General features: G+C 61.4%; 29 protein-coding genes. 17 read left to right on the top strand and 12 right to left on the bottom strand.

Going from position 1 to position 25,828, the window contains the following annotated elements; translation table 11 throughout:
- Positions 1 to 22 precede the first annotated feature (22 nt).
- Both V6F91_RS11770 and V6F91_RS11765 read left to right on the top strand, forming a co-directional pair.
- The gene (locus tag V6F91_RS11770) at positions 23 to 1,027 is read left to right on the top strand and encodes an aspartate carbamoyltransferase catalytic subunit (RefSeq protein ID WP_332764525.1); all 1,005 of its coding nucleotides are present in this window, start codon (positions 23 to 25) and stop codon (positions 1,025 to 1,027) included.
- Positions 1,024 to 2,295: a dihydroorotase gene (locus V6F91_RS11765; RefSeq protein WP_332764523.1), complete on the top strand. Its 1,272-nt coding sequence runs from the start codon at positions 1,024 to 1,026 to the stop codon at positions 2,293 to 2,295. The genes V6F91_RS11770 and V6F91_RS11765 overlap by 4 nt, the downstream gene beginning before the upstream one ends.
- Before the next feature lie 106 nt (positions 2,296 to 2,401).
- On the opposite strand, the gene V6F91_RS11760 is transcribed toward V6F91_RS11765, so the two are convergent.
- Entirely contained in the window at positions 2,402 to 2,836 is a 435-nt protein-coding gene (locus V6F91_RS11760; RefSeq protein WP_090287138.1) for an NINE protein, read from the bottom strand.
- A 248-nt stretch (positions 2,837 to 3,084) separates the two neighbouring features.
- Here V6F91_RS11760 and V6F91_RS11755 point away from each other — a divergent pair, with 248 nt between their 5' ends.
- Positions 3,085 to 3,702 (top strand): C40 family peptidase, encoded by a 618-nt coding sequence (locus tag V6F91_RS11755; protein ID WP_090287140.1) that lies wholly within the window; start codon positions 3,085 to 3,087, stop codon positions 3,700 to 3,702.
- Positions 3,703 to 3,840: 138 nt separating this feature from the next.
- On the opposite strand, the gene V6F91_RS11750 is transcribed toward V6F91_RS11755, so the two are convergent.
- On the bottom strand, positions 3,841 to 4,875 hold the full coding sequence (locus V6F91_RS11750) for a type IV pilus twitching motility protein PilT (RefSeq protein ID WP_332764520.1): 1,035 nt from the start codon (positions 4,873 to 4,875) through the stop codon (positions 3,841 to 3,843).
- A gap of 56 nt (positions 4,876 to 4,931) precedes the next feature.
- Here V6F91_RS11750 and V6F91_RS11745 point away from each other — a divergent pair, with 56 nt between their 5' ends.
- The 9 genes from V6F91_RS11745 to V6F91_RS11705 all read left to right on the top strand — a co-directional run bounded on the left by V6F91_RS11745 (position 4,932) and on the right by V6F91_RS11705 (position 11,685).
- Positions 4,932 to 5,618, top strand: a complete 687-nt coding sequence (locus V6F91_RS11745) for a YggS family pyridoxal phosphate-dependent enzyme (protein ID WP_332764518.1) — start codon at positions 4,932 to 4,934, stop codon at positions 5,616 to 5,618.
- A gap of 23 nt (positions 5,619 to 5,641) precedes the next feature.
- On the top strand, positions 5,642 to 6,460 hold the full coding sequence (proC, locus tag V6F91_RS11740) for a pyrroline-5-carboxylate reductase (protein WP_332764516.1): 819 nt from the start codon (positions 5,642 to 5,644) through the stop codon (positions 6,458 to 6,460).
- A gap of 10 nt (positions 6,461 to 6,470) precedes the next feature.
- Complete coding sequence (locus tag V6F91_RS11735) at positions 6,471 to 7,061, top strand: YggT family protein (protein WP_039757546.1); 591 nt, start codon at positions 6,471 to 6,473, stop codon at positions 7,059 to 7,061.
- Positions 7,062 to 7,312: 251 nt separating this feature from the next.
- The gene (metX, locus tag V6F91_RS11730; protein ID WP_332764512.1) at positions 7,313 to 8,452 is read left to right on the top strand and encodes a homoserine O-succinyltransferase MetX; all 1,140 of its coding nucleotides are present in this window, start codon (positions 7,313 to 7,315) and stop codon (positions 8,450 to 8,452) included.
- A gap of 7 nt (positions 8,453 to 8,459) precedes the next feature.
- Positions 8,460 to 9,080, top strand: a complete 621-nt coding sequence (gene metW / locus V6F91_RS11725; protein WP_332764510.1) for a methionine biosynthesis protein MetW — start codon at positions 8,460 to 8,462, stop codon at positions 9,078 to 9,080.
- 24 nt (positions 9,081 to 9,104) lie between these two features.
- Positions 9,105 to 9,539 carry a DUF4426 domain-containing protein gene (locus V6F91_RS11720; protein WP_332764508.1) on the top strand — a complete coding sequence of 145 codons (435 nt, stop codon included), beginning with the start codon at positions 9,105 to 9,107 and terminating at the stop codon, positions 9,537 to 9,539.
- Positions 9,536 to 10,132 (top strand): RdgB/HAM1 family non-canonical purine NTP pyrophosphatase, encoded by a 597-nt coding sequence (rdgB, locus tag V6F91_RS11715; protein WP_332764507.1) that lies wholly within the window; start codon positions 9,536 to 9,538, stop codon positions 10,130 to 10,132. Before V6F91_RS11720 ends, rdgB begins: the two co-directional genes overlap by 4 nt.
- The gene (gene hemW / locus V6F91_RS11710; protein WP_332764504.1) at positions 10,129 to 11,334 is read left to right on the top strand and encodes a radical SAM family heme chaperone HemW; all 1,206 of its coding nucleotides are present in this window, start codon (positions 10,129 to 10,131) and stop codon (positions 11,332 to 11,334) included. Before rdgB ends, hemW begins: the two co-directional genes overlap by 4 nt.
- Before the next feature lie 27 nt (positions 11,335 to 11,361).
- Positions 11,362 to 11,685 (top strand): DUF3392 domain-containing protein, encoded by a 324-nt coding sequence (locus V6F91_RS11705; protein WP_003229134.1) that lies wholly within the window; start codon positions 11,362 to 11,364, stop codon positions 11,683 to 11,685.
- Between the two features lie 131 nt (positions 11,686 to 11,816).
- Here V6F91_RS11705 and trmB read toward each other — a convergent pair whose 3' ends face one another.
- The 4 genes from trmB to V6F91_RS11685 form a co-directional block, all read right to left on the bottom strand.
- A complete protein-coding gene (gene trmB / locus V6F91_RS11700; protein ID WP_253496804.1) occupies positions 11,817 to 12,542 on the bottom strand; it encodes a tRNA (guanosine(46)-N7)-methyltransferase TrmB in 726 nt (241 codons plus the stop codon).
- Positions 12,543 to 12,551: 9 nt separating this feature from the next.
- Entirely contained in the window at positions 12,552 to 13,346 is a 795-nt protein-coding gene (locus V6F91_RS11695; protein WP_332764498.1) for a thiazole synthase, read from the bottom strand.
- A gap of 189 nt (positions 13,347 to 13,535) precedes the next feature.
- Positions 13,536 to 13,736: a sulfur carrier protein ThiS gene (gene thiS / locus V6F91_RS11690; RefSeq protein WP_172833235.1), complete on the bottom strand. Its 201-nt coding sequence runs from the start codon at positions 13,734 to 13,736 to the stop codon at positions 13,536 to 13,538.
- A gap of 71 nt (positions 13,737 to 13,807) precedes the next feature.
- Positions 13,808 to 14,188, bottom strand: a complete 381-nt coding sequence (locus tag V6F91_RS11685; protein ID WP_332764495.1) for a DUF423 domain-containing protein — start codon at positions 14,186 to 14,188, stop codon at positions 13,808 to 13,810.
- A gap of 74 nt (positions 14,189 to 14,262) precedes the next feature.
- Here V6F91_RS11685 and mtgA point away from each other — a divergent pair, with 74 nt between their 5' ends.
- A complete protein-coding gene (mtgA, locus tag V6F91_RS11680) occupies positions 14,263 to 14,985 on the top strand; it encodes a monofunctional biosynthetic peptidoglycan transglycosylase (protein ID WP_332764493.1) in 723 nt (240 codons plus the stop codon).
- Positions 14,986 to 15,161: 176 nt separating this feature from the next.
- Here mtgA and rpoH read toward each other — a convergent pair whose 3' ends face one another.
- From rpoH to ftsY, 4 genes are all read right to left on the bottom strand, one after another.
- On the bottom strand, positions 15,162 to 16,016 hold the full coding sequence (gene rpoH, locus V6F91_RS11675; RefSeq protein ID WP_007913617.1) for an RNA polymerase sigma factor RpoH: 855 nt from the start codon (positions 16,014 to 16,016) through the stop codon (positions 15,162 to 15,164).
- Between the two features lie 115 nt (positions 16,017 to 16,131).
- Positions 16,132 to 17,157, bottom strand: coding sequence for a permease-like cell division protein FtsX (ftsX, locus tag V6F91_RS11670; protein WP_093097439.1), 1,026 nt, complete (start codon positions 17,155 to 17,157; stop codon positions 16,132 to 16,134).
- Positions 17,154 to 17,825, bottom strand: a complete 672-nt coding sequence (gene ftsE, locus V6F91_RS11665; protein ID WP_003229148.1) for a cell division ATP-binding protein FtsE — start codon at positions 17,823 to 17,825, stop codon at positions 17,154 to 17,156. Before ftsE ends, ftsX begins: the two co-directional genes overlap by 4 nt.
- Positions 17,822 to 19,312, bottom strand: a complete 1,491-nt coding sequence (ftsY, locus tag V6F91_RS11660; RefSeq protein ID WP_332764487.1) for a signal recognition particle-docking protein FtsY — start codon at positions 19,310 to 19,312, stop codon at positions 17,822 to 17,824. The genes ftsE and ftsY overlap by 4 nt, the downstream gene beginning before the upstream one ends.
- A 344-nt stretch (positions 19,313 to 19,656) precedes the next feature.
- Between ftsY and V6F91_RS11655 the strand changes: the two genes are divergently transcribed.
- The 4 genes from V6F91_RS11655 to V6F91_RS11640 all read left to right on the top strand — a co-directional run bounded on the left by V6F91_RS11655 (position 19,657) and on the right by V6F91_RS11640 (position 24,172).
- Complete coding sequence (locus V6F91_RS11655; RefSeq protein ID WP_332764484.1) at positions 19,657 to 21,012, top strand: M16 family metallopeptidase; 1,356 nt, start codon at positions 19,657 to 19,659, stop codon at positions 21,010 to 21,012.
- Positions 21,005 to 22,495 (top strand): pitrilysin family protein, encoded by a 1,491-nt coding sequence (locus V6F91_RS11650; protein WP_332764482.1) that lies wholly within the window; start codon positions 21,005 to 21,007, stop codon positions 22,493 to 22,495. Before V6F91_RS11655 ends, V6F91_RS11650 begins: the two co-directional genes overlap by 8 nt.
- Entirely contained in the window at positions 22,495 to 23,109 is a 615-nt protein-coding gene (gene rsmD / locus V6F91_RS11645; RefSeq protein WP_332764480.1) for a 16S rRNA (guanine(966)-N(2))-methyltransferase RsmD, read from the top strand. Before V6F91_RS11650 ends, rsmD begins: the two co-directional genes overlap by 1 nt.
- A gap of 67 nt (positions 23,110 to 23,176) precedes the next feature.
- On the top strand, positions 23,177 to 24,172 hold the full coding sequence (locus V6F91_RS11640) for a hydrolase (RefSeq protein ID WP_332764478.1): 996 nt from the start codon (positions 23,177 to 23,179) through the stop codon (positions 24,170 to 24,172).
- 99 nt (positions 24,173 to 24,271) lie between these two features.
- On the opposite strand, the gene V6F91_RS11635 is transcribed toward V6F91_RS11640, so the two are convergent.
- Together V6F91_RS11635 and V6F91_RS11630 are read right to left on the bottom strand one after the other, a co-directional pair.
- Positions 24,272 to 25,126, bottom strand: a complete 855-nt coding sequence (locus V6F91_RS11635; RefSeq protein ID WP_332764476.1) for a sulfurtransferase — start codon at positions 25,124 to 25,126, stop codon at positions 24,272 to 24,274.
- 30 nt (positions 25,127 to 25,156) lie between these two features.
- Entirely contained in the window at positions 25,157 to 25,828 is a 672-nt protein-coding gene (locus V6F91_RS11630) for a TetR/AcrR family transcriptional regulator (RefSeq protein ID WP_122596593.1), read from the bottom strand.

Genomic DNA, 25,828 nt, shown 5'->3' with positions numbered 1-25,828 from the left:
CCTATTGAGAGTCCCCTTCGCGATGACGCCTCTAGATACCAAGCGCCCGCTGCAGCTCAATGATCAGGGCCAGCTGCGCCACTTCCTCTCGCTCGACGGTCTGCGCCGCGAGTTGTTGACGGAAATCCTCGACACCGCCGACTCGTTCCTCGAAGTCGGCGCCCGGGCGGTGAAGAAAGTCCCGTTGCTGCGCGGCAAGACCGTGTGCAACGTGTTCTTCGAAAACTCCACGCGCACCCGCACCACCTTCGAACTGGCGGCCCAGCGGCTGTCGGCGGACGTGATCACGCTGAACGTGTCGACATCGTCGGCGAGCAAAGGCGAAACGTTGCTCGACACCCTGCGCAACCTCGAAGCCATGGCCGCCGACATGTTCGTCGTGCGCCACGGTGATTCCGGTGCGGCGCACTTCATCGCCGAACATGTCTGCCCGCAGGTGGCGATCATCAACGGCGGCGACGGCCGTCACGCCCACCCGACGCAAGGCATGCTCGACATGCTCACCATCCGTCGGCACAAGGGCGGTTTTGAAAACCTCTCGGTGGCGATCGTCGGCGATATCCTGCATTCGCGGGTGGCGCGTTCGAACATGCTCGCGCTGAAAACCCTCGGCTGCCCGGATATCCGTGTGATCGCGCCAATGACCCTGTTGCCGATCGGCATCGAGCAGTACGGCGTCAAGGTCTACACCGACATGACCGAAGGCCTGAAGGACGTCGACGTAGTGATCATGCTGCGCCTGCAGCGTGAGCGCATGACCGGTGGCCTGCTGCCGAGCGAGGGCGAGTTCTACCGCCTGTTCGGCCTGACCACCGCGCGTCTCGCCGGGGCCAAGCCCGATTGCATCGTCATGCACCCGGGGCCGATCAACCGCGGGGTGGAAATCGAGTCGGCCGTGGCCGACGGCCCGCATTCGGTGATCCTCAATCAGGTCACCTACGGCATCGCCATTCGCATGGCCGTGTTGTCCATGGCCATGAGCGGGCAGACCGCGCAACGTCAATTCGAGCAGGAGAACGCCCAGTGAAGCTCAGCATCCTCGGCGCACGTGTCATCGATCCTGCCAGCGGGCTGGATCAAGTCACCGATATTCATGTTGAAGCCTGCAAGATCGTCGCCCTCGGCGCCGCGCCGGCCGGTTTCACGGCTGTCGAAACCATCGATGCCAGCGGTCTGGTTGCCGCGCCGGGGCTGGTGGACCTGAACGTCGCCCTGCGCGAGCCGGGCTACAGCCGCAAGGGCTCGATCGTCAGCGAAACCCGCGCCGCCGCGGCCGGTGGCGTGACCAGCCTGTGCTGCCCCCCGCAGACCAAACCGGTGCTCGACACCTCGGCAGTGGCCGAGCTGATCCTCGACCGCGCCCGCGAGGCCGGCAACACCAAGGTGTTCCCGATCGGTGCGCTGAGCAAAGGCCTGGACGGTGAGCAACTGGCCGAACTGGTAGCCCTGCGCGACGCCGGTTGTGTGGCGTTCGGCAACGGTCTGGAAAGCTTCCGCAACACCCGTACCCTGTGCCGGGCACTGGAATATGCGGCGACGTTCGACCTGACGGTGATTTTCAACTCGCAGGACCACGATCTCGCCGAGGGCGGGCTGGCTCACGAAGGCGCGGTGGCAAGTTTCCTCGGCCTGCCGGGGATTCCGGAAACCGCAGAAACCGTAGCCCTCGCCCGCGACCTGCTGCTGGTCGAGCAGACCGGCGTGCGTGCGCACTTCAGCCAACTGACCAGCGCTCGTGGCGTTGCCCTGATCGCCCAGGCTCAGGCCCGTGGCCTGAAGGTGACGGCAGATGTCGCGCTGTATCAGTTGATCCTGACCGACGAAGCGCTGATCGATTTCAGCAGCCTCTATCACGTACAGCCGCCGCTGCGCACCCGCGCTGACCGCGATGGTTTGCGTGAGGCAGTGAAATCCGGCGTGGTCTCGGCGATTTCCAGCCACCACCAGCCCCACGAGCGCGATGCCAAACTGGCGCCGTTCGGCGCGACCGAGCCGGGGATCAGCAGTGTTGAACTGTTGCTGCCATTGGCGATGACCCTGGTTGCGGATGGCTTGCTCGACCTGCCGACCTTGCTCGCGCGCTTGAGCGCAGGTCCGGCCGAAGCGCTGCGCTTGCCGGCGGGCGAACTGGCGGTGGGCGGTGCGGCGGATATCGTCCTGTTCGATCCACAAGCTTCGACGGTGGCCGGTGAAGGCTGGCTGTCGAAGGGTGAGAACTGCCCGTTCATTGGGCACAGTCTGCCGGGTGTCGTTCGCTATACGCTGGTGGACGGGCGGATTACGCACCAGGCTTGATACCGAGGCGCTTCAATCGCGGGCAAGCCCGCTCCCACAGGGGTTTGTAAAAACACAAATCCCTGTTTACCCCGAAACCTGTGGGAGCGGGCTTGCCAGCGATGGCTTACTGAAAGGCGCCGCGATTCTGCGCGTTGCGCACCGACACCTGATCGTTCAGCGTCCAGAAGTCATACAGCACGCCCAGAAAGAACAACCCGCCGGTCAGCAGGTACACAAGCCCGCTGATCCACTTGCCTTGATACATCCGGTGCACGCCGAGCGCACCGAGGAAGGTCAGCAGAATCCACGCCACGTTGTATTCGATCGGCCCGGCTGCAAAACGCAGGTCGGCCTCGCGATCCATCGCCGGGATCAGAAATACGTCGATCAGCCAGCCAATCCCCAGCAAACCGAAGGTGAAAAACCAGATCGTCCCGGTGACCGGCTTGCCGTAATAAAAGCGGTGGGCACCGGTGAAACCGAAGATCCACAACAGGTAACCGATGACTTTGCTGTGAGTGTCTTTTTCCTTCACGCGGGGTAGCTGATAGCTGTTCATTAAGACCTCATTGCACTCGATAGATAAATATTCTTCATTTCTTTGTGACTTTTTTACAGGTAGCCGACGTATGGCAAATGTTACCGTTGCTAGCGCGAACCCCTTGTAGAACCTGACTTCTGTCGGACAATTGCGTACTTTTTGAGCGTTTTTGGTTCCGTAGCCAGCCGAATGAATCGATGAACGGCCTCGGAGCGGCAAAAAAAGCTGTTATAAAGTTGCGCGCTATCACTCAAGAGCCACGCCTAATGCGACCATTTTTCAAGACATGGCTAACCATCTGCCTGTTAATGCCACTGGCCGCCCACGCCACCAATCGTGAGCAACGTCTTCCCAACGTCAACGGCTTCACCCCTAAATCCCATGCTTCGGCTCCTTCGAGCAAAAGCAGCAAGAGCAAAACCACCACGCTGAGCAGCAAGAGCCACAGCAAGCTGGTGCCACCGATGGCGAGCAAGGAAAGCAGCAACGTGCTCAGCCGTGCGGTGAACGTGCTCGGTACACCTTATCGTTGGGGCGGCAGCAGCCCAAGTAAAGGCTTCGATTGCAGCGGCCTGGTGAAATACGCATTCAACGATGCCACGTTCGACCTGCCACGCACCTCCAACGCCATGGCCAGCGGTCACGGCGAGAAAGTCGAGCGCAAGGATCTGAAACCGGGCGATCTGATCTTCTTCAACATCAAGAGCCGTCGGGTCAACCACGTTGCCATCTACCTGGGCAACGACCGCTTCATCCACGCCCCGCGCCGTGGCAAAGCCGTGAGCATCGACACGCTGAACAAGCCGTACTGGCAGAAGCACTACGTCGTGGCCAAGCGGGTATTGCCGAAGGAACAAGGCCAGTTGCGTGTAGTCCAGCGCTGATCTGATTGCTCCAGAGTTAGCTCCAGCAGTACCGCCCTCTTCGCGAGCAGGCTCGCTCCCACAGGATTAGTGAACGACACATAATCCATGTGGGAGCGAGCCTGCCCGCGAAGGGGCCGGCAGCCGCACCACAGCCCCTCAGAAATTATCGGGGGTGCGCGCTTTCTCCCGTGCACTTTCGCGACTGATCAAGCCCTTGGTCACCAGATCCTTCAGGCACATATCGAGTGTCTGCATGCCCAGCGACCCGCCGGTCTGAATCGCTGAGTACATCTGCGCCACCTTGTCCTCGCGAATCAGGTTACGGATCGCCGACGTCCCCAACATGATCTCGTGCGCCGCCACTCGTCCACCGCCGATTTTCTTGATCAGGGTCTGCGAGACCACCGCCAGCAGTGATTCCGAGAGCATCGAACGGACCATGGATTTCTCGTCACCGGGAAACACATCCACGACGCGGTCGATGGTCTTCGCCGCCGAGGTTGTGTGCAGCGTGCCGAACACCAGATGCCCGGTCTCGGCAGCGGTCAGCGCCAGGCGAATGGTTTCCAGATCACGCATCTCACCGACCAGAATCACGTCCGGGTCTTCACGCAACGCTGAACGCAACGCGGTGGCGAAACTGCGGGTATCGCGGTGGACTTCACGCTGATTGATCAGGCATTTGCGCGATTCGTGGACGAATTCGATCGGGTCTTCAATCGTCAGGATGTGATGGTGGCGGTGGGTGTTGAGATAATCGATCATCGCCGCCAGCGTGGTCGACTTGCCCGAACCGGTCGGCCCGGTGACCAGCACCAGCCCGCGCGGTGCGTCGGTAATCTTGCGGAAGACGTCACCCATACCGAGGTCTTCCATGCTCAGCACTTTGGAGGGAATGGTGCGAAACACCGCACCGGCGCCTCGATTCTGGTTGAAGGCATTGACCCGAAACCGCGCCACGCCGGGGACTTCGAAGGAAAAGTCGGTTTCTAGATGTTTCTCGAAGTCGACCCGCTGAGTGTCGTTCATGATGTCGTAAATCAGTTCGTGCACCTGCTTGTGATCCAGCGCCGGCAGATTGATCCGCCGCACATCGCCGTCAACGCGGATCATCGGCGGCAGCCCGGCCGACAGATGCAGGTCGGAAGCGCCCTGTTTGGCGCTGAAGGCCAGCAGTTCAGTGATATCCATAGCGTCCCTCAATTCCAGTAGAATGCCGCGAACCTACAGACCGCCGGCGCCTCTTGATGTCCACGATAGCAGACAACATCGCCCTCGTTAGTTCACGCATTCAGGCCGCGACTGCTGCTGCCGGGCGTGCCGAAAACAGCGTCCAGCTATTGGCCGTGAGCAAGACCAAACCCGCCGAGGCCCTGCGCGAGGCGTATGCCGCCGGCCTGCGCGACTTCGGCGAGAACTACCTGCAGGAAGCCCTCGGCAAACAGCTGGAGCTGGCCGACCTGCCCTTGATCTGGCACTTCATCGGCCCCATTCAATCGAACAAGACTCGCGCCATCGCCGAGCATTTCGACTGGGTGCACTCCGTGGATCGCCTGAAAATTGCTCAACGCCTGTCCGAACAGCGCCCGGCCGAATTGCCGCCGCTGAACATCTGCATTCAGGTCAACGTCAGCGGCGAAGCGAGCAAATCCGGCTGCACTCCGGCTGACCTGCCAGCGCTGGCCGCAGCCATCAGCGCACTGCCGCGGCTGAAACTGCGCGGACTGATGGCAATTCCCGAGCCAACCGACGATCGCGCTGAGCAGGATGCTGCCTTTGCTGCCGTGCAGCGTTTGCAGGCAAGCCTCGACCTGCCGCTCGACACACTTTCGATGGGCATGAGCCACGACCTCGAGTCGGCCATTGCCCAAGGCGCCACCTGGGTGCGGATCGGAACCGCGCTGTTCGGCGCCCGAGATTATTCCCAGTCTTGAACGTTTCCAGATAAGGACCACACATGAGCAACACACGTATTGCGTTTATCGGTGCGGGCAACATGGCGGCCAGCTTGATCGGCGGCCTGCGCGCCAAAGGTCTGGAAGCGGCGCAGATCCGCGCCAGCGATCCGGGCGAAGACACCCGCGCCAAAGTCAGCGCTGAACACGGCATCGAAACCTTTGCCGACAACGCCCAAGCGATCGACGGCGTTGATGTCATCGTGCTGGCGGTCAAGCCACAAGCGATGAAAGCCGTCTGTGAGGCGATTCGCCCGAGCCTCAAATCCAATCAACTGGTGGTGTCCATCGCCGCTGGCATTACCTGCGCGAGCATGACGGCCTGGCTCGGCGAGCAGCCGATCGTGCGCTGCATGCCCAACACCCCGGCGCTGCTGCGCCAGGGCGTCAGCGGTTTGTACGCGACCAGTGAAGTGACCGCCGAGCAGCGCCAGCAAGCCGAAGAGCTGTTGTCCGCTGTCGGCATTGCCTTGTGGCTGGAAGAAGAACAGCAACTGGACGCAGTGACCGCGGTGTCCGGTTCCGGCCCGGCGTATTTCTTCCTGCTGATCGAAGCCATGACCGCCGCCGGCGTGAAGCTTGGCCTGCCCAAGGAAATCGCCGAGCAACTGACCGTGCAAACCGCTTTGGGCGCCGCGCACATGGCAGTATCCAGCGATGTCGACGCGGCCGAACTGCGCCGCCGTGTGACCTCGCCAAACGGCACCACCGAAGCGGCAATCAAATCATTCCAGGCCAATGGCTTCGAGGCCCTGGTCGAAACCGCACTCGGCGCCGCCGCGCACCGCTCGGCCGAAATGGCCGAACAACTGGGCAAATAAGGAGCCTTTCATGATCGGATTGAACACCGCAGCGGTTTACGTGCTGCAAACCCTCGGCAGCCTGTACCTGCTGATCGTGCTGCTGCGCTTCGTTCTGCAACTGGTACGGGCGAACTTCTACAACCCGCTGTGCCAGTTCGTGGTCAAAGCTACCCAGCCACTGCTCAAGCCTTTGCGCCGGATCATCCCGAGCCTGTTCGGCCTCGACATGTCGTCGCTGGTGCTGGCGATTCTCGTGCAACTGCTGCTGATGGCACTGACCCTGTTGCTGACCTACGGCACCACCGGCAATCCGCTGCAACTGTTGATCTGGTCGCTGATCGGCGTCACCGCGCTGTTCCTGAAGATTTTCTTCTTCGCCCTGATCATTAGCGTGATCCTTTCGTGGGTTGCACCGGGCAGCCACAACCCGGGCGCTGAACTGGTCAACCAGATCTGCGAGCCGGCGCTGGCACCGTTTCGCCGCTTCCTGCCGAATCTGGGCGGTCTGGACCTGTCGCCGATCTTCGCCTTCCTCGCGCTGAAATTGATCGACATGCTGGTCATCAACAATCTGGCGGCGATGACGATGATGCCGGAGATTCTGCGTTTGCTGATGTGAGATAAGGGGATGGGCGGTCGTCTTGATGTCAGCGTCGCCTGCGCCCCTCACCCCAGCCCTCTCCCGAGGGAGAGGGAGCCGATCAGGTTGTTTTCAAGGCCTGAGTCGACCCGATATCTCGGGCCAGCATCACTCTGAAGATCGCTGCGGCCAGTCCCCTCTCCCTCCGGGAGAGGGTTAGGAAGAGGGCCGCTTGCCGCTACTCCCCCCGGTCTTTAGACTTACGCCTCATTTCAACGAGAGCAGGGTCGATGCCAACTGCCTTTCCCCCCGATTCTGTTGGTCTGGTGACGCCGCAAACCGCGCACTTCAGCGAACCGCTGGCGCTGGCCTGTGGTCGTTCGCTGGCCGCCTATGACCTGATCTACGAAACCTACGGCACGCTGAACGCGCAGGCGAGCAACGCCGTGCTGATCTGCCACGCGCTGTCCGGCCATCATCACGCGGCCGGCTATCACAGCCTCGACGACCGCAAACCCGGTTGGTGGGACAGCTGCATCGGTCCCGGCAAGCCGATCGACACCAACAAGTTCTTCGTGGTCAGCCTGAACAACCTCGGCGGCTGCAATGGCTCTACCGGCCCGAGCAGCGTCAACCCGGAAACCGGCAAGCCGTTCGGCGCCGACTTCCCGGTGCTCACCGTAGAAGACTGGGTGCACAGCCAGGCGCGTCTGGCCGACCTGCTCGGCATCGGCCAGTGGGCGGCGGTGATCGGTGGCAGCCTCGGCGGCATGCAGGCGCTGCAATGGACCATCACTTACCCGGACCGCGTGCGTCACTGCCTGGCCATCGCCTCGGCACCGAAGCTGTCAGCGCAGAACATCGCGTTCAACGAAGTGGCGCGACAGGCGATTCTCACCGACCCGGAGTTCCACGGTGGTTCGTTCCAGGAACAAGGCGTGATCCCCAAGCGCGGGCTGATGCTGGCGCGCATGGTCGGGCACATCACCTACCTGTCCGACGACTCGATGGGCGAGAAATTCGGCCGCGGCCTGAAGAGCGAAAAGCTCAACTACGACTTCCACAGTGTCGAGTTCCAGGTCGAAAGCTACCTGCGCTACCAGGGCGAAGAGTTCTCCGGACGCTTCGATGCTAACACTTATCTGTTGATGACCAAGGCGCTGGATTACTTCGATCCGGCGGCGAACTTCAACGACGATCTGGCGAAAACCTTCGAAAACGCCACGGCGAAATTCTGCGTGATGTCGTTCACCACCGACTGGCGTTTCTCCCCGGCCCGCTCACGCGAGCTGGTCGACGCGCTGATGGCCGCGCGCAAGGACGTCAGTTATCTGGAAATCGACGCACCGCAGGGCCACGACGCCTTTCTGATTCCGATCCCGCGTTACTTGCAGGCGTTCGGCAATTACATGAACCGCATCACGCTGTGAGAAAGCCATGAGAGCTGATCTGGAAATCATTCAGGAATGGATCCCCGCCGGCAGCCGCGTCCTCGACCTGGGCTGCGGTAACGGCGAGCTGCTGAGCTGGCTGCGCGACAACAAGCAAGTCACCGGTTATGGCCTGGAAAACGACGCCGAGAACATCGCCGAATGCGTGGCCAAAGGCATCAACGTCATCGAGCAGGATCTGGACAAGGGGCTGGGCAATTTCGCCAGCAACAGTTTCGACATCGTCGTCATGACCCAGGCCCTGCAAGCCGTGCACTACCCGGACAAGATCCTCGACGAGATGCTACGGGTCGGCCGCCAGTGCATCATCACCTTCCCCAACTTCGGCCACTGGCGCTGCCGCTGGTACCTGGCGAGCAAGGGGCGCATGCCGGTGTCCGAATTCCTGCCGTACACCTGGTACAACACGCCGAACATTCACTTCTGCACATTCGAAGACTTTGAAGAACTGTGCCGCGAACGTGACGCCAAGGTCATTGATCGGCTTGCCGTGGATCAACAGCACCGCCACGGGTGGGCCAGTAAGCTATGGCCTAATCTGTTAGGTGAAATCGGTATCTACCGGGTCAGCAGCCCGCTGCTGGCCGACCACAAGGTCGCGGTCTGAGCCGGTTATTCGAGGAGCACGAACATGAGTCGTCTAGCGTTTTTGTTATTGACTGCCTGCCTGAGCGCCGGCGCCTTGGCGGCCGATGTCATCAAGGGCGAGCGCAAGGAAACCTTCGGCGACGTCACGGTGTACTACAACACCTTCAACTCGACGTACCTGCAACCGGATATCGCCAAGGCTGCCGAGCTGATCCGCAGCAAGAACCAGGGCGTGATCAACGTCTCGGTGATCAAGGACGGCAAACCTGTGATCGCCAGTGTCACCGGCACGGTCAAGGACCTGACCAGCAACAGCGTGCCGCTGAATTTCCGTCAGGTGACCGAACAGGGCGCGATCTACTACATCGCTCAGTATCCGGTGCCGCAGCAGGAAACCCGCACCTTCGAAATCAAGGTGCAGAACGGTGACAAGATCAACACCCTCAATTTCAACCAAGAACTCTTTCCCGGCGAATGATGAACATCAAGCAGCTCGTACTGGCCAGCCATAACGCCGGCAAACTCAAAGAACTCCAGGCCATGCTCGGCGACTCGGTGCAACTGCGCTCGATCGGCGAATGGAGCAAGGTCGAGCCGGAAGAGACCGGCCTGTCGTTCGTCGAAAACGCGATCCTCAAGGCGCGCAACGCTGCACGTATTTCCGGGCTGCCGGCGCTGGCCGACGATTCCGGTCTGGCAGTGGATTTCCTTGGCGGTGCGCCGGGCATCTATTCGGCACGTTACGCCGACGGCAAGGGCGATACGGCGAATAACGCCAAACTGCTCGATGCACTGAAGGACGTGCCCGAAGCCGAGCGCGGCGCGCAGTTCGTCTGCGTGCTGGCCCTGGTGCGTCACGCTGACGATCCGTTGCCGATTCTGTGCGAAGGCTTGTGGCATGGGCGGATTCTGACCGCTGCCAGCGGCGAACACGGCTTTGGTTATGACCCGCTGTTCTGGGTGCCGGAACGTGACGTGTCCAGCGCCGAACTGAGCCCGGCCGACAAGAACCAGATCAGCCACCGCGCCCGCGCCATGGTGCTGCTGCGCCAGCGTCTGGGTTTGCAATGACCCGTGACGCTTCTGCGTCGTCGCTGATTGTCGGCGGCGCCGCCTCCTCGCCCCGGGCGCCGCTGCCAACGCTGCCACCCCTGTCGCTGTACATTCATATTCCGTGGTGCGTGCGCAAATGCCCGTATTGCGATTTCAACTCGCATACCGCCAGCCCCGTGCTGCCGGAACAAGAATACGTCGACGCGTTGCTCGCGGACCTCGATCAGGATTTGCATGCGGTGTATGGCCGTAAGCTGACCTCGATTTTCTTTGGCGGGGGCACGCCGAGCCTGTTCAGTGCCGAAGCCCTCGGGCGCTTGTTGAAGGGCGTCGAGCAGCGCATCCCGTTCGCCGACGACATCGAAATCACCCTTGAGGCGAATCCGGGCACTTTCGAGCAAGAGAAGTTCGTCGCTTATCGCAAGCTCGGGATCAATCGGTTGTCGATCGGCATCCAGAGTTTCCAGCAGGAAAAGCTCAAGGCGCTCGGGCGCATCCACAACGGTGACGAAGCGGTGCGCGCCGCCGGTATGGCGCGCCAGGCCGGGTTCGACAACTTCAATCTCGACTTGATGCATGGCCTGCCCGATCAGTCACTGGACGACGCCTTGAGCGATCTGCGCCAGGCCATCGAACTGCAGCCGACGCACATTTCCTGGTATCAGCTGACGCTGGAGCCGAACACGGTGTTCTGGAACCAGCCGCCGGTGCTGCCGGAAGACGACACGCTATGGGACATTCAAGAGGCCGGGCAAGCGCTGCTGGCCGAGCACGGTTACGCACAGTACGAAGTGTCGGCCTATGCCCAGCCCGGTAAACCGGCGCGGCATAACCTCAATTACTGGAGCTTCGGCGACTTCATCGGCATCGGCGCGGGTGCGCACGGCAAGCTCAGCCACCCGGACGGGCGCATTGTGCGTACCTGGAAAACCCGGCTGCCCAAGGACTATCTCAACCCGGCGAAAAACTTCCAGGCCGGCGAAAAAGCCCTGAACAACGATGAGCTGCCGTTCGACTTCCTGATGAACGCGCTGCGCCTGACCGCCGGCGTCGAATCACGCCTCTACCCGGAGCGCACCGGTCTGTCGCTGGACACGCTTGCCGAAGGCCGGCGCGAGGCCGAACAAAGCGGCCTGATGCAGGTCGAACCGTCACGTCTGGCGGCCACCGAGCGCGGACAATTGTTCCTCAACGACTTGCTGCAACAATTTCTGAGCTGAGCCCAATGGCGGCCTAAGGATAAACCCATGGATTTGATACTCGACCTGCTCGCCACCGTCTCCCGCTGGAGCCGCAGCAACCTCTCGGAAATCGCCCTGGCACTGGTCGGTTGCCTGCTGGTGCTGTTCGGTGCGGATTTCAAAGGCTGGGTCGAGCAACGCCTGGGCAGCATCGCCGGCGCCCTGCGCGTGCCACTGATGGCCCTGCTGTGCGTGATCGGCAGCGGCGCCGCACTGATCTACGCCACGCCATGGGTAGTGAAGGGCTTGAGCCAGTTCAACAACTACAGCCTCGCGCCGGTGTTGCTGGTGGTACTGGTGCTGATCGGCGTCGTCGCCGACCGCCGCTGATTCTGCAAATATCCTAAAACAACTGTGGGAGCGAGCCTGCTCGCGAAGACGTCTTAACATTCAACATCATCGTTGACGGTCAGACCGCTTTCGCGAGCAGGCTCGCTCCCACAGTATTTATTGCGTGATGCTTAAGCGAGTTTTTCGAACTTCAGATCCCACACGCCATGACCAAGTCGTTCGCCGCGGCGTTCGAACTTGGTGATCGGGCGTTCGGCCGGGCGCGGCACGCATTTGCCGTCTTCGGCAAGGTTGCGGTAGCCCGGGGCGACGTTCATCACTTCCAGCATGTATTCGGCGTACGGCTCCCAGTCGGTGGCCATGTGCAGAATCCCGCCGACCTTTAACTTGCTGCGCACCAGTTCAGCGAACGACGCCTGTACGATACGGCGCTTGTGGTGACGACTCTTGTGCCATGGATCCGGGAAAAACAGCATCAGGCGATCGAGGCTGTTGTCGGCAATGCAACGGTTGAGCACTTCGATCGCGTCGCAATCGTAGACCCGCAGGTTGGTCAGGCCCTGCGTCAGTACGCCGTTGAGCAGCGCGCCGACACCCGGACGGTGCACTTCAACGCCGATGAAATCCTGCTCCGGTGCAGCCGCGGCCATTTCCAGCAGCGAGTGGCCCATGCCGAAACCGATTTCCAGCGAGCGCGGTGCTGAGCGGCCGAAGACCTGGTCGTAATCCACCGGCGCATCGGCCAGCGGCAGCACGTACAGCGGCGCGCCCTGGTCCAGGCCGCGTTGCTGGCCTTCGGTCATGCGCCCGGCGCGCATCACGAAACTCTTGATGCGGCGGTGTTGGCGCTCGTCGCCTTCGTCCGGCTGGACAGGCGTGTCGTTCGATTCAGTCATCAATGGCTCTTACTTGATCAGACCATCCAGCGGCGAAGAGGCGCTGGCATAGAGTTTTTTCGGCATACGGCCAGCGAGGTAGGCCAGACGACCCGCGACGATGGCGTGTTGCATGGCTTGCGCCATCATCACCGGCTGCTGGGCGTGGGCGATGGCCGAGTTCATCAGCACCGCATCGCAACCCAGTTCCATGGCGATGGTTGCGTCGGACGCAGTGCCGACACCGGCATCGACCAACACAGGGATTGTCGCTTCTTCGAGGATGATCTGCAGGTTGTACGGATTGCAGATGCCCAGACCGGAACCGATCAGACCGGCCAGCGGCATCACCGCTATGCAGCCGATTTCTGCCAACTGGCGAGCAATGATTGGGTCATCGCTGGTGTAGACCATCACGTCGAAGCCTTCCTTGACCAGCGTTTCCGCAGCCTTGAGAGTTTCGATCACGTTGGGAAACAGGGTTTTCTGGTCGGCCAGCACTTCCAGCTTCACCAGATTGTGGCCGTCGAGCAGCTCACGGGCCAGGCGGCAGGTGCGCACGGCTTCGATGGCGTCGTAGCAACCGGCGGTGTTCGGCAGGAAGGTGTAGCGCTCCGGCGACAGCACGTCGAGCAGGTTCGGCTCGCCTTCGATCTGACCGAGGTTGGTGCGGCGCACGGCGAAGGTGACGATCTCGGCACCCGAGGCCTCGATGGCCTGACGGGTTTCTTGCATGTCACGGTACTTGCCGGTACCGACCAGCAAACGCGACTTGTAAGTACGACCGGCCAGCACAAAAGGCTTGTCGCTACGAACGATGCTCATAAGGAATCCTCTTTAGGAGTGAGGGTCTTGCAGAATTCTTCAATAACCAAACGCTGTGAAAACGTCGCGAGCGAAGTAAAGACAAGGCAAAAACAGGCGAGGAAGCGGAGTCTACTGGTTGTAAATGAGCATTCCGAGCCTGTTTTTAACGCAGTATTTACGAGCGCAGCAGTTTTCACAGTGTTTGGATCAGCCGCCGCCGATGGCGTGTACTACTTCGACGTTGTCGCCGTCATTAAGCGTGGTGTCGGCATGCTGGCTGCGCGGGACGATATCCAGATTGAGTTCGACTGCTACCCGGCGTCCGGTCAGCTCCAGGCGGGTAATCAGCGCCGCAACGGTCTCGCCGTCGGGCAATTCAAGGGGTTCGCCGTTCAATTGAATGCGCATGCACAACGCCGCCATCATTTTTAGGGGCTGGCATTCTAGCCCGATCATGACCTAAAGGTCAGCACCAAGCGTCAAGCGGTCGGCTGCAAGCGCCACGCTGCAAGTCCCAGACATACCCAGCCGGCGAGAAAGGCCAGGCCACCGAACGGCGTGATGATGCCGAGCTTGCTGATGCCCGTCATGGTCAGCAGGTACAGGCTGCCGGAGAACAACAGAATGCCGACGGCAAAGGACACGCCGGCCCAAGTGATCAGCCGCCCCGGAATCTGCGTAGCCAGAAGCGCGACCCCGAACAACGCGAGGGTGTGCACCAGCTGATAGGTGACGCCGGTGTGGAAAATCGTCAGGTACTCCGGGGTCAGGCGGTTTTTCAGGCCGTGGGCGGCAAACGCGCCCAACGCGACCCCGGTGAAACCGAAAAAAGCGGCCAGCATCAAAAAGCCACGCAGCATTGGGAACTCCAGTCAGACGCCATCGGCAGGGTCTGTATAATGGCCCGCTCCACCGGTTCGGCCAAGCCATCTCTATGCTGCGTTCAATATTCCGTCGTCTTGTGAAGGCTCTGCTCTGGTTCGCCGGGGGCAGCATTCTGCTGGTGCTGCTGTTTCGCTTCGTGCCGCCACCGGGCACCGCGCTGATGGTCGAGCGCAAGGTCGAATCGTGGATCGACGGCGAGCCGATCGACCTGCAGCGCACCTGGAAGCCGTGGGACGAGATCTCCGATGACCTTAAGGTGGCGGTGATTGCCGGCGAAGACCAGAAATTCCCCGAGCACTGGGGCTTTGATCTGCGCGCGATCCAGGCCGCCCTCGCCCACAACGAACTGGGCGGTTCGATTCGCGGCGCCAGCACCCTGAGTCAGCAAGTGTCGAAAAACCTGTTTCTCTGGGCCGGACGCAGTTATCTGCGCAAAGGCCTCGAGGCCTGGTTCACCGCGCTGATCGAGGTGTTCTGGCCCAAGCAGCGGATTCTCGAGGTTTACCTGAACAGCGTCGAATGGGATGACGGCGTTTTTGGTGCAGAGGCTGCGGCTCGTCATCACTTTGGTGTAAGTGCAAAGGCGCTGTCACGTCAGCAGGCCAGTTATCTGGCCGCGGTATTGCCTAATCCGCGGGTGTGGAGCGCGAGCCATCCGACCGGCTATGTGTCGCGCCGGGCCGGGTGGATTCGCCAGCAGATGAGTCAGTTGGGTGGCGATAGTTATCTAATGGGCCTCAATGATTCGCGGCGGGCGCCTTGGTCTGAGTAGCGCCGAAGATCAAAGGTAGGAGTGAGCCTGCTCGCGATAGCGGTCTGTCAGGCATGGATTCATCAACTGACACACCGCTATCGCGAGCAGGCTCACTCCTACATTGGTTTGTGCTGGCCCATAAAAAACGCCCCGATCATCACTGATCGGGGCGTTTTTGTTTGCCGGTGCGCCGGTTACGCGGCGATCGACAATTTGAGCTTGTTCATCGCGCTTTTCTCAAGCTGACGAATCCGCTCTGCCGACACGTTGTACTTCTGCGCCAGGTCGTGCAGCGTGGCTTTTTCTTCGGCCAGCCAGCGCTGGTAGAGGATGTCGCGGCTGCGTTCGTCCAGCACTTCCAGCGCTTCGTGCAGGTTGCTGTTGGAGTTGTCGCTCCAGTCAGCATCCTCCAGCTGACGCGCCGGGTCGTACCGGTGGTCTTCCAGGTAGTTGGCCGGCGACTGGAAAGCGCTGTCGTCGTCCGCTTCCGCGGCCGGGTCGAAGGCCATGTCATGGCCGGTCAGGCGACTTTCCATCTCGCGCACTTCGCGCGGCTCGACACCGAGGCTTTCCGCCACACGGTGGACTTCCTCGTTGTTCAGCCACGCCAGACGCTTCTTCTGGCTGCGCAGGTTGAAGAACAGCTTGCGCTGGGCCTTGGTGGTCGCGACTTTCACAATGCGCCAGTTGCGCAGGATGAACTCGTGAATTTCCGCCTTGATCCAGTGCACGGCGAACGACACCAGACGCACACCCATTTCCGGGTTGAAGCGCTTCACGGCCTTCATCAGGCCGACGTTACCTTCCTGGATCAGGTCAGCCTGAGCCAGACCGTAGCCGGAATAGCTACGGGCAATGTGTACGACAAAACGCAGGTGGGCGAGCACCATCTGCCGAGCCGCCCCCAAATCCTGCTCATAGTAGAGACTCTCGGCCAGTTCACGCTCCTGCTCCGGCGTCAGCAAGGGAATGCTGTTGACGGTGTGCACATAGGCTTCCAGGTTCGCACCCGGAACCAACGCGTACGCAGGTTGCAAAGAATTGGTCATGCGAAAAAACCTCCCACTTACATACTCGTGCCTCTCGGCACTGCGAAAAATTGACCGGGAACTCAGGTACAAGTTCCCATAAAAACCGCAAGGTCAATCACGCGCAAAAAAGATTCTACTTCGGCGCCAGCTCCCTGAGATGACGTGCGACTGCAATCCATGCACCGATATAACCCAACAGCACCGCGCCAAGCAAGAGCGACAGACCGTCGGCCACTGGCACACCGGCCAGGGCGAAATCACTGCCGTACAAGCCGGCCAGTCCAACCACCGCATCGTTCAGCCAGTTCAGGCCGAACGCCAATACACCCCAGGACAACAGTCCTGCACCGAAGCCGTACAACGCGCCCATATAAAGGAAGGGACGCCTTACATAACTGTCGGTGCCGCCGACGAGTTTAATCACTTCTATCTCGGTGCGGCGGTTTTCAATATGAAGACGAATGGTATTGCCTATCACCAAAAGTAATGCAGAAACCAGCAGTACCGTCAGCCCGAAGACAAATCGATCGCCCAGCTTGAGGATGGCGGCCAGACGCTCGACCCAGACTAGATCAAGTTGTGCCTGTTGTACCTTGGGCAGCTCGGAAAGTTTTTGTCTTAATGCTTCGAGTGTCGGCTTGTCGACTTCGTTCGGTGTCACCAGCACCACACCCGGCAGAGGGTTCTCGGGCAGTTCACGCAGGGCTTCGCCGAGGCCGGACTGTTGCTGGAATTCCTCGAGCGCCTGATCGCGGCCGACATATTCAGCATCAGCGACGCCGGGCATGCCTTTGATCTGCTCGCGCAACGACTCGCCCTGCTCCGGCGTCGCATCGAGTTGCAGGTACAGCGAGATCTGCGCCGCGCGCTGCCACGAACCGCCGAGACGTTCGACATTGTTCAGCAACAGCGACAAGCCCATCGGCAAGCTCAACGCCACAGCCATCACCATGCAGGTGAAGAAGCTGCCGATCGGTTGCTTGCCGAGTCGGCGCAGGCTGTCGAGCAGGCTGGCGCGATGGCTTTCGATCCAGGCACGGAACAGCGTGGCGAAGTCCGGGCCATCATCATCGTCGTGTTTTTTCTTTTTCGGCGGCTGCGGATCAGCGGCTTTCGGGGCCACACGTTCGGAAACCTTCGGGCTGCGTGTCGCACTCATACCCCGGCCTCCCCGTCGCCGATCAAGCGGCCGCGTTGCAAGGTCAGCATGCGGTGACGCATGCGCGCGATCAGCGCCAGGTCGTGACTGGCGATCAGCACGCTGGTGCCCAAACGGTTGATATCTTCGAACACGCCCATGATTTCCGCCGCCAGACGCGGGTCGAGGTTACCGGTCGGTTCGTCCGCCAGCAGCAGGGCCGGGCGATGGACGATGGCGCGGGCAATGCCGACGCGCTGTTGCTGACCGGTGGACAGGTCGCCGGGGTACAGATCGGTTTTATCCGACAGCGCCACGCGCTCCAGCGCCGAATCGACACGCTTGGCGATTTCAGCCTTGGACAGGCCAAGGATCTGCAACGGCAAGGCGACGTTGTTGAACACCGTGCGATCAAACAGCAGCTGGTGATTCTGGAATACCACGCCGATCTGTCGGCGCAGGAACGGAATCTGCGCATTGCTGATAGTGCTCAGGTCCTGCCCGGCGAGCAGCAGCTTGCCGCTGGTCGGCCGCTCCATCGCCAGCAACAGGCGCAAGAGCGTGGATTTACCGGCGCCGGAGTGGCCGGTGACAAACAAGAACTCGCCACGACGTACTCGAAAGCTCAGCTCATGCAAGCCGACGTGACCGTTCGGGTAGCGCTTACCGACCTGTTCGAAACGAATCATGAACGCTCCCGCTCGGCAAACAATGCCTGGACAAAGGGTTCGGCTTCAAAGGTACGCAAGTCGTCGATGCCTTCACCGACGCCGATGTAGCGGATCGGCAGGCCGAACTGCTTGGCCAGGGCGAAAATCACTCCGCCCTTGGCAGTGCCATCGAGCTTGGTCAGGGCCAGGCCAGTCAGTTCAACGGTCTGATTGAATTGCTTTGCCTGGTTGATCGCGTTCTGCCCGGTACCGGCATCGAGCACCAGCAGCACCTCGTGCGGCGCGTCGGCGTCGAGCTTGCCGATCACCCGGCGAACCTTTTTCAGCTCTTCCATCAGGTTGTCTTTGGTGTGCAGACGACCGGCAGTGTCAGCGATCAACACATCGATGCCACGGGCCTTGGCGGCCTGTACGGCGTCGAAGATCACCGAAGCCGAATCGGCACCGGTGTGCTGGGCAATGACCGGAATCTTGTTGCGCTCGCCCCAGACCTGCAATTGCTCGACTGCCGCCGCACGGAAGGTGTCACCGGCGGCCAGCATGACTTTCTTGCCGTCCAGTTGCAGCTTCTTCGCCAGTTTGCCGATGGTGGTGGTTTTGCCGGCGCCGTTGACGCCGACCACCAGAATCACGAACGGCTTGTTCTGCGAGGCGATCTTCAGCGGCTGCTCGACCGGTTTGAGCATGGCTGCCAGTTCGGCCTGCAGCGACTTGTACAGCGCATCGGCGTCGGCCAGCTCTTTGCGCGCGACCTTCTGGGTCAGGCGCTGGATGATCTGCAAGGTGGCTTCGACGCCGACGTCGGCGGTGAGCAGACGGGTTTCGAGGTCATCGAGCAGATCGTCATCGATGGTTTTGCGCCCGAGGAACAGGCTGGCCATGCCCTCGCCGATGCTCGCGCTGGTTTTCGACAGGCCTTGCTTGAGGCGGGCGAAGAAACCGGCTTTGGTTTCTTCGGTGCGCGGGGCTTCTACAGGAGGTTCGGCAGGCGCTTCATCCGGCACGACTGGCGCAGCGACAATCGGCGCAGGCACCGGAGCAGGTGCAGGCGCTGGCTCGGGCGCTTGAATGATCGGTGCCACTGGCGCAGGAACAACCGGCGCCGGCTCGATGACCGCTTCCACCACAGGCTCGGGCTCAACAGCAGGCGCCCCAGCCACTTCCGGAATCGCCGGCGTCACATGCGGCGCTGCCTCTTCAACGAAGGCCACCGGTTCTTCCGCCACCGGCAAGGTCAGCCACGGCTCGGCGGCCGGCGTCAGCGGCAGTTCGGCAGCGGCCGGCGCTTCAGGTTCGGCTTCAGCCTCCGGTTGCAGCACGGGTTCGGCGATCGGCAGCACAATCGGCGCCAGCTCTTCTTCTATAACGGGCGCCGGGGCAGGCTCAGGAATCGCAGGCGGCTGTTCGACGACGGGTTCCTGCGGTTTTTTCCGCAGCCATCCGAACAGGCTTTTCTTCTCGCCAGCCGCAGCTGGGGTCTTCTTGTCGTCGTTGGAACCAAACATGGAGGACGGCTATCTCACGGTAGCGACGCGCCAACAGGGCGCCCCGGCAAATAAATATTCGATGCAGAACAGACTGTGTTTCACCCAGCTTGTTCACGCGCAACCTTTTGTCGAGGCGCTACAGGCACCTCAAGGATCGTTTTAACGATGGTCTAAACCGGTGAAAATCGGCGAAAACGCAGAGTCTGGGTGCCAAACCGCTGCGTTGTTCCGCAAACCCATTCAGCCTTATGAAGTCGCAGAACTTCATAGGCGTGGTCGCCGGTAAAACGGATCAGTATCCTAGCACCTCCTCGCCCGCCTAGGCTAAGACCAGGCAGGCAGCCCAACAGGTTAAAAAACGAATGAATGCTCTAGCCCGCCGCGCTGCAGGCCTGCTGCTTTGCACAGTCTGCCTGCCCCTTTCGGCCCTGGCGGCCGACCCGCAACCGACTCACGAATTCACCCTCGATAACGGCCTCAAGGTCGTCGTGCGCGAAGACCATCGCGCGCCGGTGGTGGTCTCGCAGGTCTGGTACAAGGTCGGTTCCAGTTACGAAACCCCGGGCCAGACCGGTCTGTCTCACGCCCTCGAGCACATGATGTTCAAGGGCAGCGAGAAAGTCGGCCCCGGCGAAGCCTCGCTGATCCTGCGCGATCTGGGCGCCGAAGAGAACGCCTTCACCAGTGACGACTTCACCGCCTACTATCAGGTGCTGGCCCGTGATCGTCTGGGCGTAGCCTTTGAACTGGAAGCCGATCGCATGGCCAACCTGCGCCTGCCGGCCGACGAGTTCGCCAAGGAAATCGAAGTCATCAAGGAAGAACGCCGCCTGCGCACCGATGACAAGCCGATGTCCAAAGCCTACGAGCGTTACAAGGCGATGGCCTACCCGGCGAGCGGCTATCACACGCCGACCATCGGCTGGATGGCTGACCTCGACCGGATGAAGGTCGAAGAGCTGCGCCATTGGTACCAATCCTGGTACGTGCCGAACAACGCCACGCTAGTGGTGGTCGGCGACGTCACCCCGGACGAAGTGAAAACCCTCGCCCAGCGCTATTTCGGCCCGATCGCCAAGCGCGACGTGCCACCGGCGAAAAAACCGCTGGAACTGGCTGAACCGGGCGAACGGCAGATCACCCTGCGCGTGCAGACGCAGCTGCCAAGCCTGATGCTCGGCTTCAACGTACCCAGCATCGCCACCGCTGAAGACAAGCGCTCGGTCAATGCCTTGCGCCTGATCTCGGCACTGCTCGATGGTGGCTACAGCGGTCGTATCCCGACGCAGCTGGAGCGCGGTGAAGAACTGGTGTCCGGCGGCTCGTCGGACTATGACGCCTATACCCGTGGCGACAGCCTGTTCACCCTGTCGGCGACGCCGAACACGCAGAAGAAAAAGACCATCGCTCAGGCTGAAGCCGGGTTGTGGAAACTCCTTGAGCAGCTGAAAACCACCGCGCCGTCGGCCGCAGAGCTGGAACGCGTGCGTGCGCAGGTGATCGCCGGCCTGGTATTCGAACGTGATTCGATCACCAGCCAGGCCACCGCCATCGGCCAACTGGAAACGGTCGGTCTGTCGTGGAAACTGATGGACACCGAGCTGGCCGATCTGGAAAGCGTGACCCCGCAAGACATCCAGAACGCCGCGAAAAAGTATTTCACCCGCGAACGTCTCAGCGTCGCCCACGTCCTGCCTTTGGAGACGACTCATGAGTGAGCGCAAAGCCCCACGCCTGATGCTGCTTGGCCTGATCGCTGTCGCGGTGATCGGCTCGGCAGCGGTTTATCTGTCGCCTAGCGCTGACAGCCATGCCAGCGAAGCGCTGGATAACGCCAAGTCCACACAGAAACTGCAATCGCTGGCCGAACTCGACGGCAAGGCGCCGGCCAGCCGCACGCTCGACGTGCAGACCTGGACCACCACCCAAGGCGCCAAGGTGCTGTTCGTCGAAGCCCATGAGCTGCCGATGTTCGACATGCGCCTGATCTTCGCCGCCGGCAGCAGTCAGGACGGCAATGCGCCGGGGCTGGCGGTGCTGACCAACGCGATGCTCAACGAAGGCGTCGCTGGCAAAGATGTCGGCGCCATCGCGCAGGGTTTTGAAGGCCTCGGTGCGGATTTCGGCAACGGCGCGTTCAAGGACATGGCGCTGGCCTCGTTGCGCAGCCTGAGCGCGGCCGACAAACGTGAGCCGGCGCTCAAGCTGTTTGCCGAAGTGGTTGGCAAACCAACCTTCCCCGCCGACTCCTTCGCGCGTATCAAGAACCAGATGCTGGCCGGTTTCGAATACCAGAAACAGAACCCCGGCAAACTCGCCAGCCTTGAGCTGATGAAACGTTTGTACGGCGATCACCCGTACGCGCATTCAAGCGATGGCAACGCGCAAAGCGTGCCGAAGATCACCCTGGCGCAGCTACGTGATTTCCACGCCAAGGCTTACGCCGCCGGCAATGCGGTGATTGCGCTGGTCGGTGACCTGTCACGCGCCGAGGCCGAGGCGATTGCCAATCAGGTTTCCGGCGCACTGCCAAAAGGCCCGGCGCTGGCAAAAATCGCAGCACCGCAAGAGCCGAAAGCCAGTGTCAACCACATCGAGTTCCCGTCCAAGCAGACCAACCTGATGCTCGCGCAACTGGGCATCGACCGTGACGACCCGGATTACGCCGCCCTGTCGATGGGCAACCAGATCCTCGGTGGCGGCGGTTTCGGCACGCGCCTGATGAGTGAAGTGCGCGAGAAACGTGGCCTGACCTACGGCGTGTACTCGGCATTTAGCCCGATGCAGGCGCGTGGCCCGTTCATGATCAACCTGCAGACCCGCGCGGAAATGAGCGAAGGTACCCTGAGACTGGTGCAGGACGTGCTCGCCGACTACCTGAAAACCGGGCCGACACAAAAAGAACTCGACGACGCCAAACGCGAACTGGCCGGCAGCTTCCCGCTGTCCACTGCGAGCAATGCCGATATCGTCGGCCAGCTCGGGGCGATGGGCTTCTATAATCTGCCGCTGAGCTATCTCGACGACTTCATGCGTCAGTCGCAAAGCCTCACCGTCGAACAAGTGCGCGACGCACTGAACAAACACCTGAGCACGGACAAAATGGTCATCGTCACCGCTGGCCCGACCGTGCCGCAAAAGCCGTTACCGGCCCCATCTGATAAACCTGCCGAGCAACCGCTCGGGGTTCCGGAGCATTAATGGCGACTCGTTCCCCTAAAAAACCTGCGCACAACGTCCACAACGGCGTGAATCAATTGCGCATCATTGGCGGCCAATGGCGCAGCCGCAAGCTGAGCTTCCCCGACGCGCCGGGCCTGCGCCCGACGCCGGACCGCGTGCGCGAAACCCTGTTCAACTGGCTGGCGCCGTACGTTGAAGGGGCCAAGGTGCTGGACCCGTTCGCCGGCAGCGGCGCGCTGTTTCTCGAAGCGCTGTCCCGTGGCGCGGCGATGGGCCAGGCGCTGGATGCCAGCAACATCGCCGTGTCCAGCCTGAAAGAACACCTCGGCACCCTGCGCTGCACCAACGGCCAGGTGCAAACCGCAGACGCCCTGCGCTATCTGGAAACCCAGACCGCAACGCCGTTCGACCTGGTATTCCTCGACCCACCGTTCAACCAGAACCTGCTGCCGGCGGTGTGCACGCTGCTGGAAGAGCGGCAGTGGCTGGCGGCCGATTCGTGGATCTACACTGAAAGCGAAACCGCGCCGTCGACCCTCGGCCTGCCGGGCAACTGGCGCCTGCACCGCGAGCAGAAATCCGGGCGGGTCTACTACGCGCTGTGGCAGCGTTCGACGCCAATCGACACCTGACCTGTAGCGAGCGACAACCTGTGGCAAGGGAGCCTGCTCCCTTGCCCTACGCACATCGAGAACCATCGTGCCCCCTTCGTCTGAACGCTTCGCCCCCGCCTTCGGCCTGCGCAACCCGCATCTGCAAACCTTGTGGGGGCCGCTGTGGCGCAAAACCGTGCACATCGAGCGCGAGCGTGAGCGCCTATGGCTGGAGGACGGCGATTTTCTCGATCTCGACTGGCACGGCCCGCACAGCGCCGAAGCGCCATTGGTTCTGGTATTGCACGGGCTGACCGGCTCTTCCAACTCGCCTTATGTGGCCGGCATTCAAAAGGCCTTGGCTGATCAGGGCTGGGCCAGCGTTGCGCTGAACTGGCGTGGCTGTTCGGGCGAACCGAACCTGCTGCCGCGCAGCTATCATTCCGGCGCCAGCGAAGATCTGGCCGAGACCATCAAACACTTGCATGCGAAACGCCCGCTGGCGCCGCTGTTTGCGGTCGGCTATTCACTCGGTGGCAACGTTCTGCTCAAGCATCTGGGCGAGACCGGCAGCGGCAGTGGCCTGATGGGCGCAGTGGCGGTGTCGGTGCCGTTTCGCCTCGATCAGTGCGCCGACCGTATCGGCCAGGGCTTTTCCAAGGTTTATCAGGCGCACTTCATGCGTGAGATGGTCGCTTACATCAAGAACAAGCAGCGGCAGTTTCAGCATGACGGTCGTGAGGATGGCCTGGCCAAACTGGCGGCGCTCGGTTCGCTGGAAAACATGCGCACGTTTTGGGATTTCGATGGCCGGGTGACCGCGCCATTGCACGGCTTCAGCGACGCCGAGGATTACTACCGGCGCGCCTCGAGTCGCTATTTCCTCGGCGAGATTCGCACGCCGACCCTGATCATTCAGGCGGCGGACGATCCGTTCGTATTCCCGTACAGCCTGCCGCAGGCCGATGAGCTGTCGGCCTGCACGCAATTCGAGTTGCAGCCGCGCGGCGGGCATGTCGGTTTCGTCGATGGCTCGGTTCGCAAACCCGGTTATTACCTGGAGCGACGGATTCCGCAGTGGTTGCGCACACAGCTCCTGTAGGAGTGAGCCTGCTCGCGATGGCGCCCTGTCAGTCACTTCATCTTTAACTGACACACCCGCTATCGCGAGCAGGCTCACTCCTACAGGGGCACGCGCTGATTACTCGCCCGTGGCAACGCCCCGCGAGGGCTCATTGATCCACTCGCTCCACGACCCGGCATACAGCGCACCCAGCGGGTAACCGGCCAGGCACAGGGCGAACAGGTTATGACACGCCGTCACCCCCGAGCCGCAGTAAGCCACCAGATCTGAAGGCGAGCGATCGCCCAGTTTCGCCGCAAAACGCTGCTTGAGCTGATCAGCCGGCAGAAAGCGCCCGTCGCTGCCGAGGTTGTCGGTGAACGCCGCGCACTGCGCACCGGGAATGTGCCCGGCGACCGGATCAATCGGTTCCACTTCGCCCTTGAAGCGCGGCAGTGCGCGGGCATCGATCAAGGTCAATGACGGTTGACCCAGGCGCTGCTGCAATTGCTCGGCGCTAAGCAGCAGGCTCATGTCCGGCTGGCCGCTGAAATGGCCGCGGGCAACGGTCGGCGGATCCAGACTCAGCGGCAGCCCCGCCGCATGCCAGGCCTTGAGCCCGCCGTCGAGAATGAACACCCCGTCGCGCTTGCCCAGCCATGCCAGCAACCACCACGCCCGTGCCGCGTAGGCACCCGGGCCGTCGTCGTAGAGAACCACGTCGCTGTCATTGCTGATGCCCCAATCTCGCAGGCGTTCGATCAGCGCCGCCGGCTCGGGCAGCGGATGACGGCCGCTCACGCCTTTGATGACTTTGCCGCTCAGGTCCCGTTCGAGATCGGCGAAGCTCGCTTCGGCGATGTGCCCTTCGGCGTAGCTGCGCTGACCGTAGTCGGGGTCTTCGAGGGCGAAGCGACAATCGAGAATCACCAGTCCCGGCTGCGCCTTGCGGGCGTCCAGTGCGACAGGGCTGATCAGTTGCGCAATCGGCATAACGGGCTCCTGGGTATCAACACAAAAGGCTTATTTGACGTCTTCGAGGGCCTGGGCCAGCGGCACGTAGAATTCTTCGAACAGCGCATTGACCTCGTCGCGCGCCTGCGCGGTGACAAACCCGGCTTCCAGCACCAGCACCTGGTACACGCCACGCTTGATGGCTTGTTCGCTGAGGTGATTGGAGTTTTCCCGAGTGGTGCACAGAAACCGCACCCACGAAGTCAGGATGATCCACGCATTGAGGGTCAGGGATTCGATCTGCACGCGGTCCATGTCGAGAATCCCAGCGGCGACAAAACCTTCGTAGATCGCCGCCCCCTGAATTACGCAGCGCTGGGAAAAGCGCCGGTAACGTGCTGCCAGCTCCGGATCGCTGTCGAGCAGATGCTCGAGGTCGCGGTGCAGAAAGCGGTAGCGCCACATCGCCGAGAGCAGTTCCTTGAGATAGAAACGCTTGTCCTCGACCGTCGCTGCGCGGCCCTGCGGCGGGCGGAGAAAGCTGTCGACGAGGCTTTCGTACTCACTGAACAGCACGGCGATGATCGCCTGCTTGTTGGGGAAGTGGTAGTACAAGTTGCCCGGAGAGATCTCCATGTGGGCGGCAATGTGATTGGTGCTGATACTGCGCTCGCCCTGCTGATTGAACAGTTCGAGGCTGTTGAGCACGATACGCTCGCTGGTTTTTATTCGTGGGGCCAT

This window comes from Pseudomonas koreensis, from assembly GCF_036668835.1.
Classification (GTDB): domain Bacteria; phylum Pseudomonadota; class Gammaproteobacteria; order Pseudomonadales; family Pseudomonadaceae; genus Aquipseudomonas; species Aquipseudomonas koreensis_I.
This window is presented reverse-complemented; position numbering and strand designations above follow the sequence as displayed.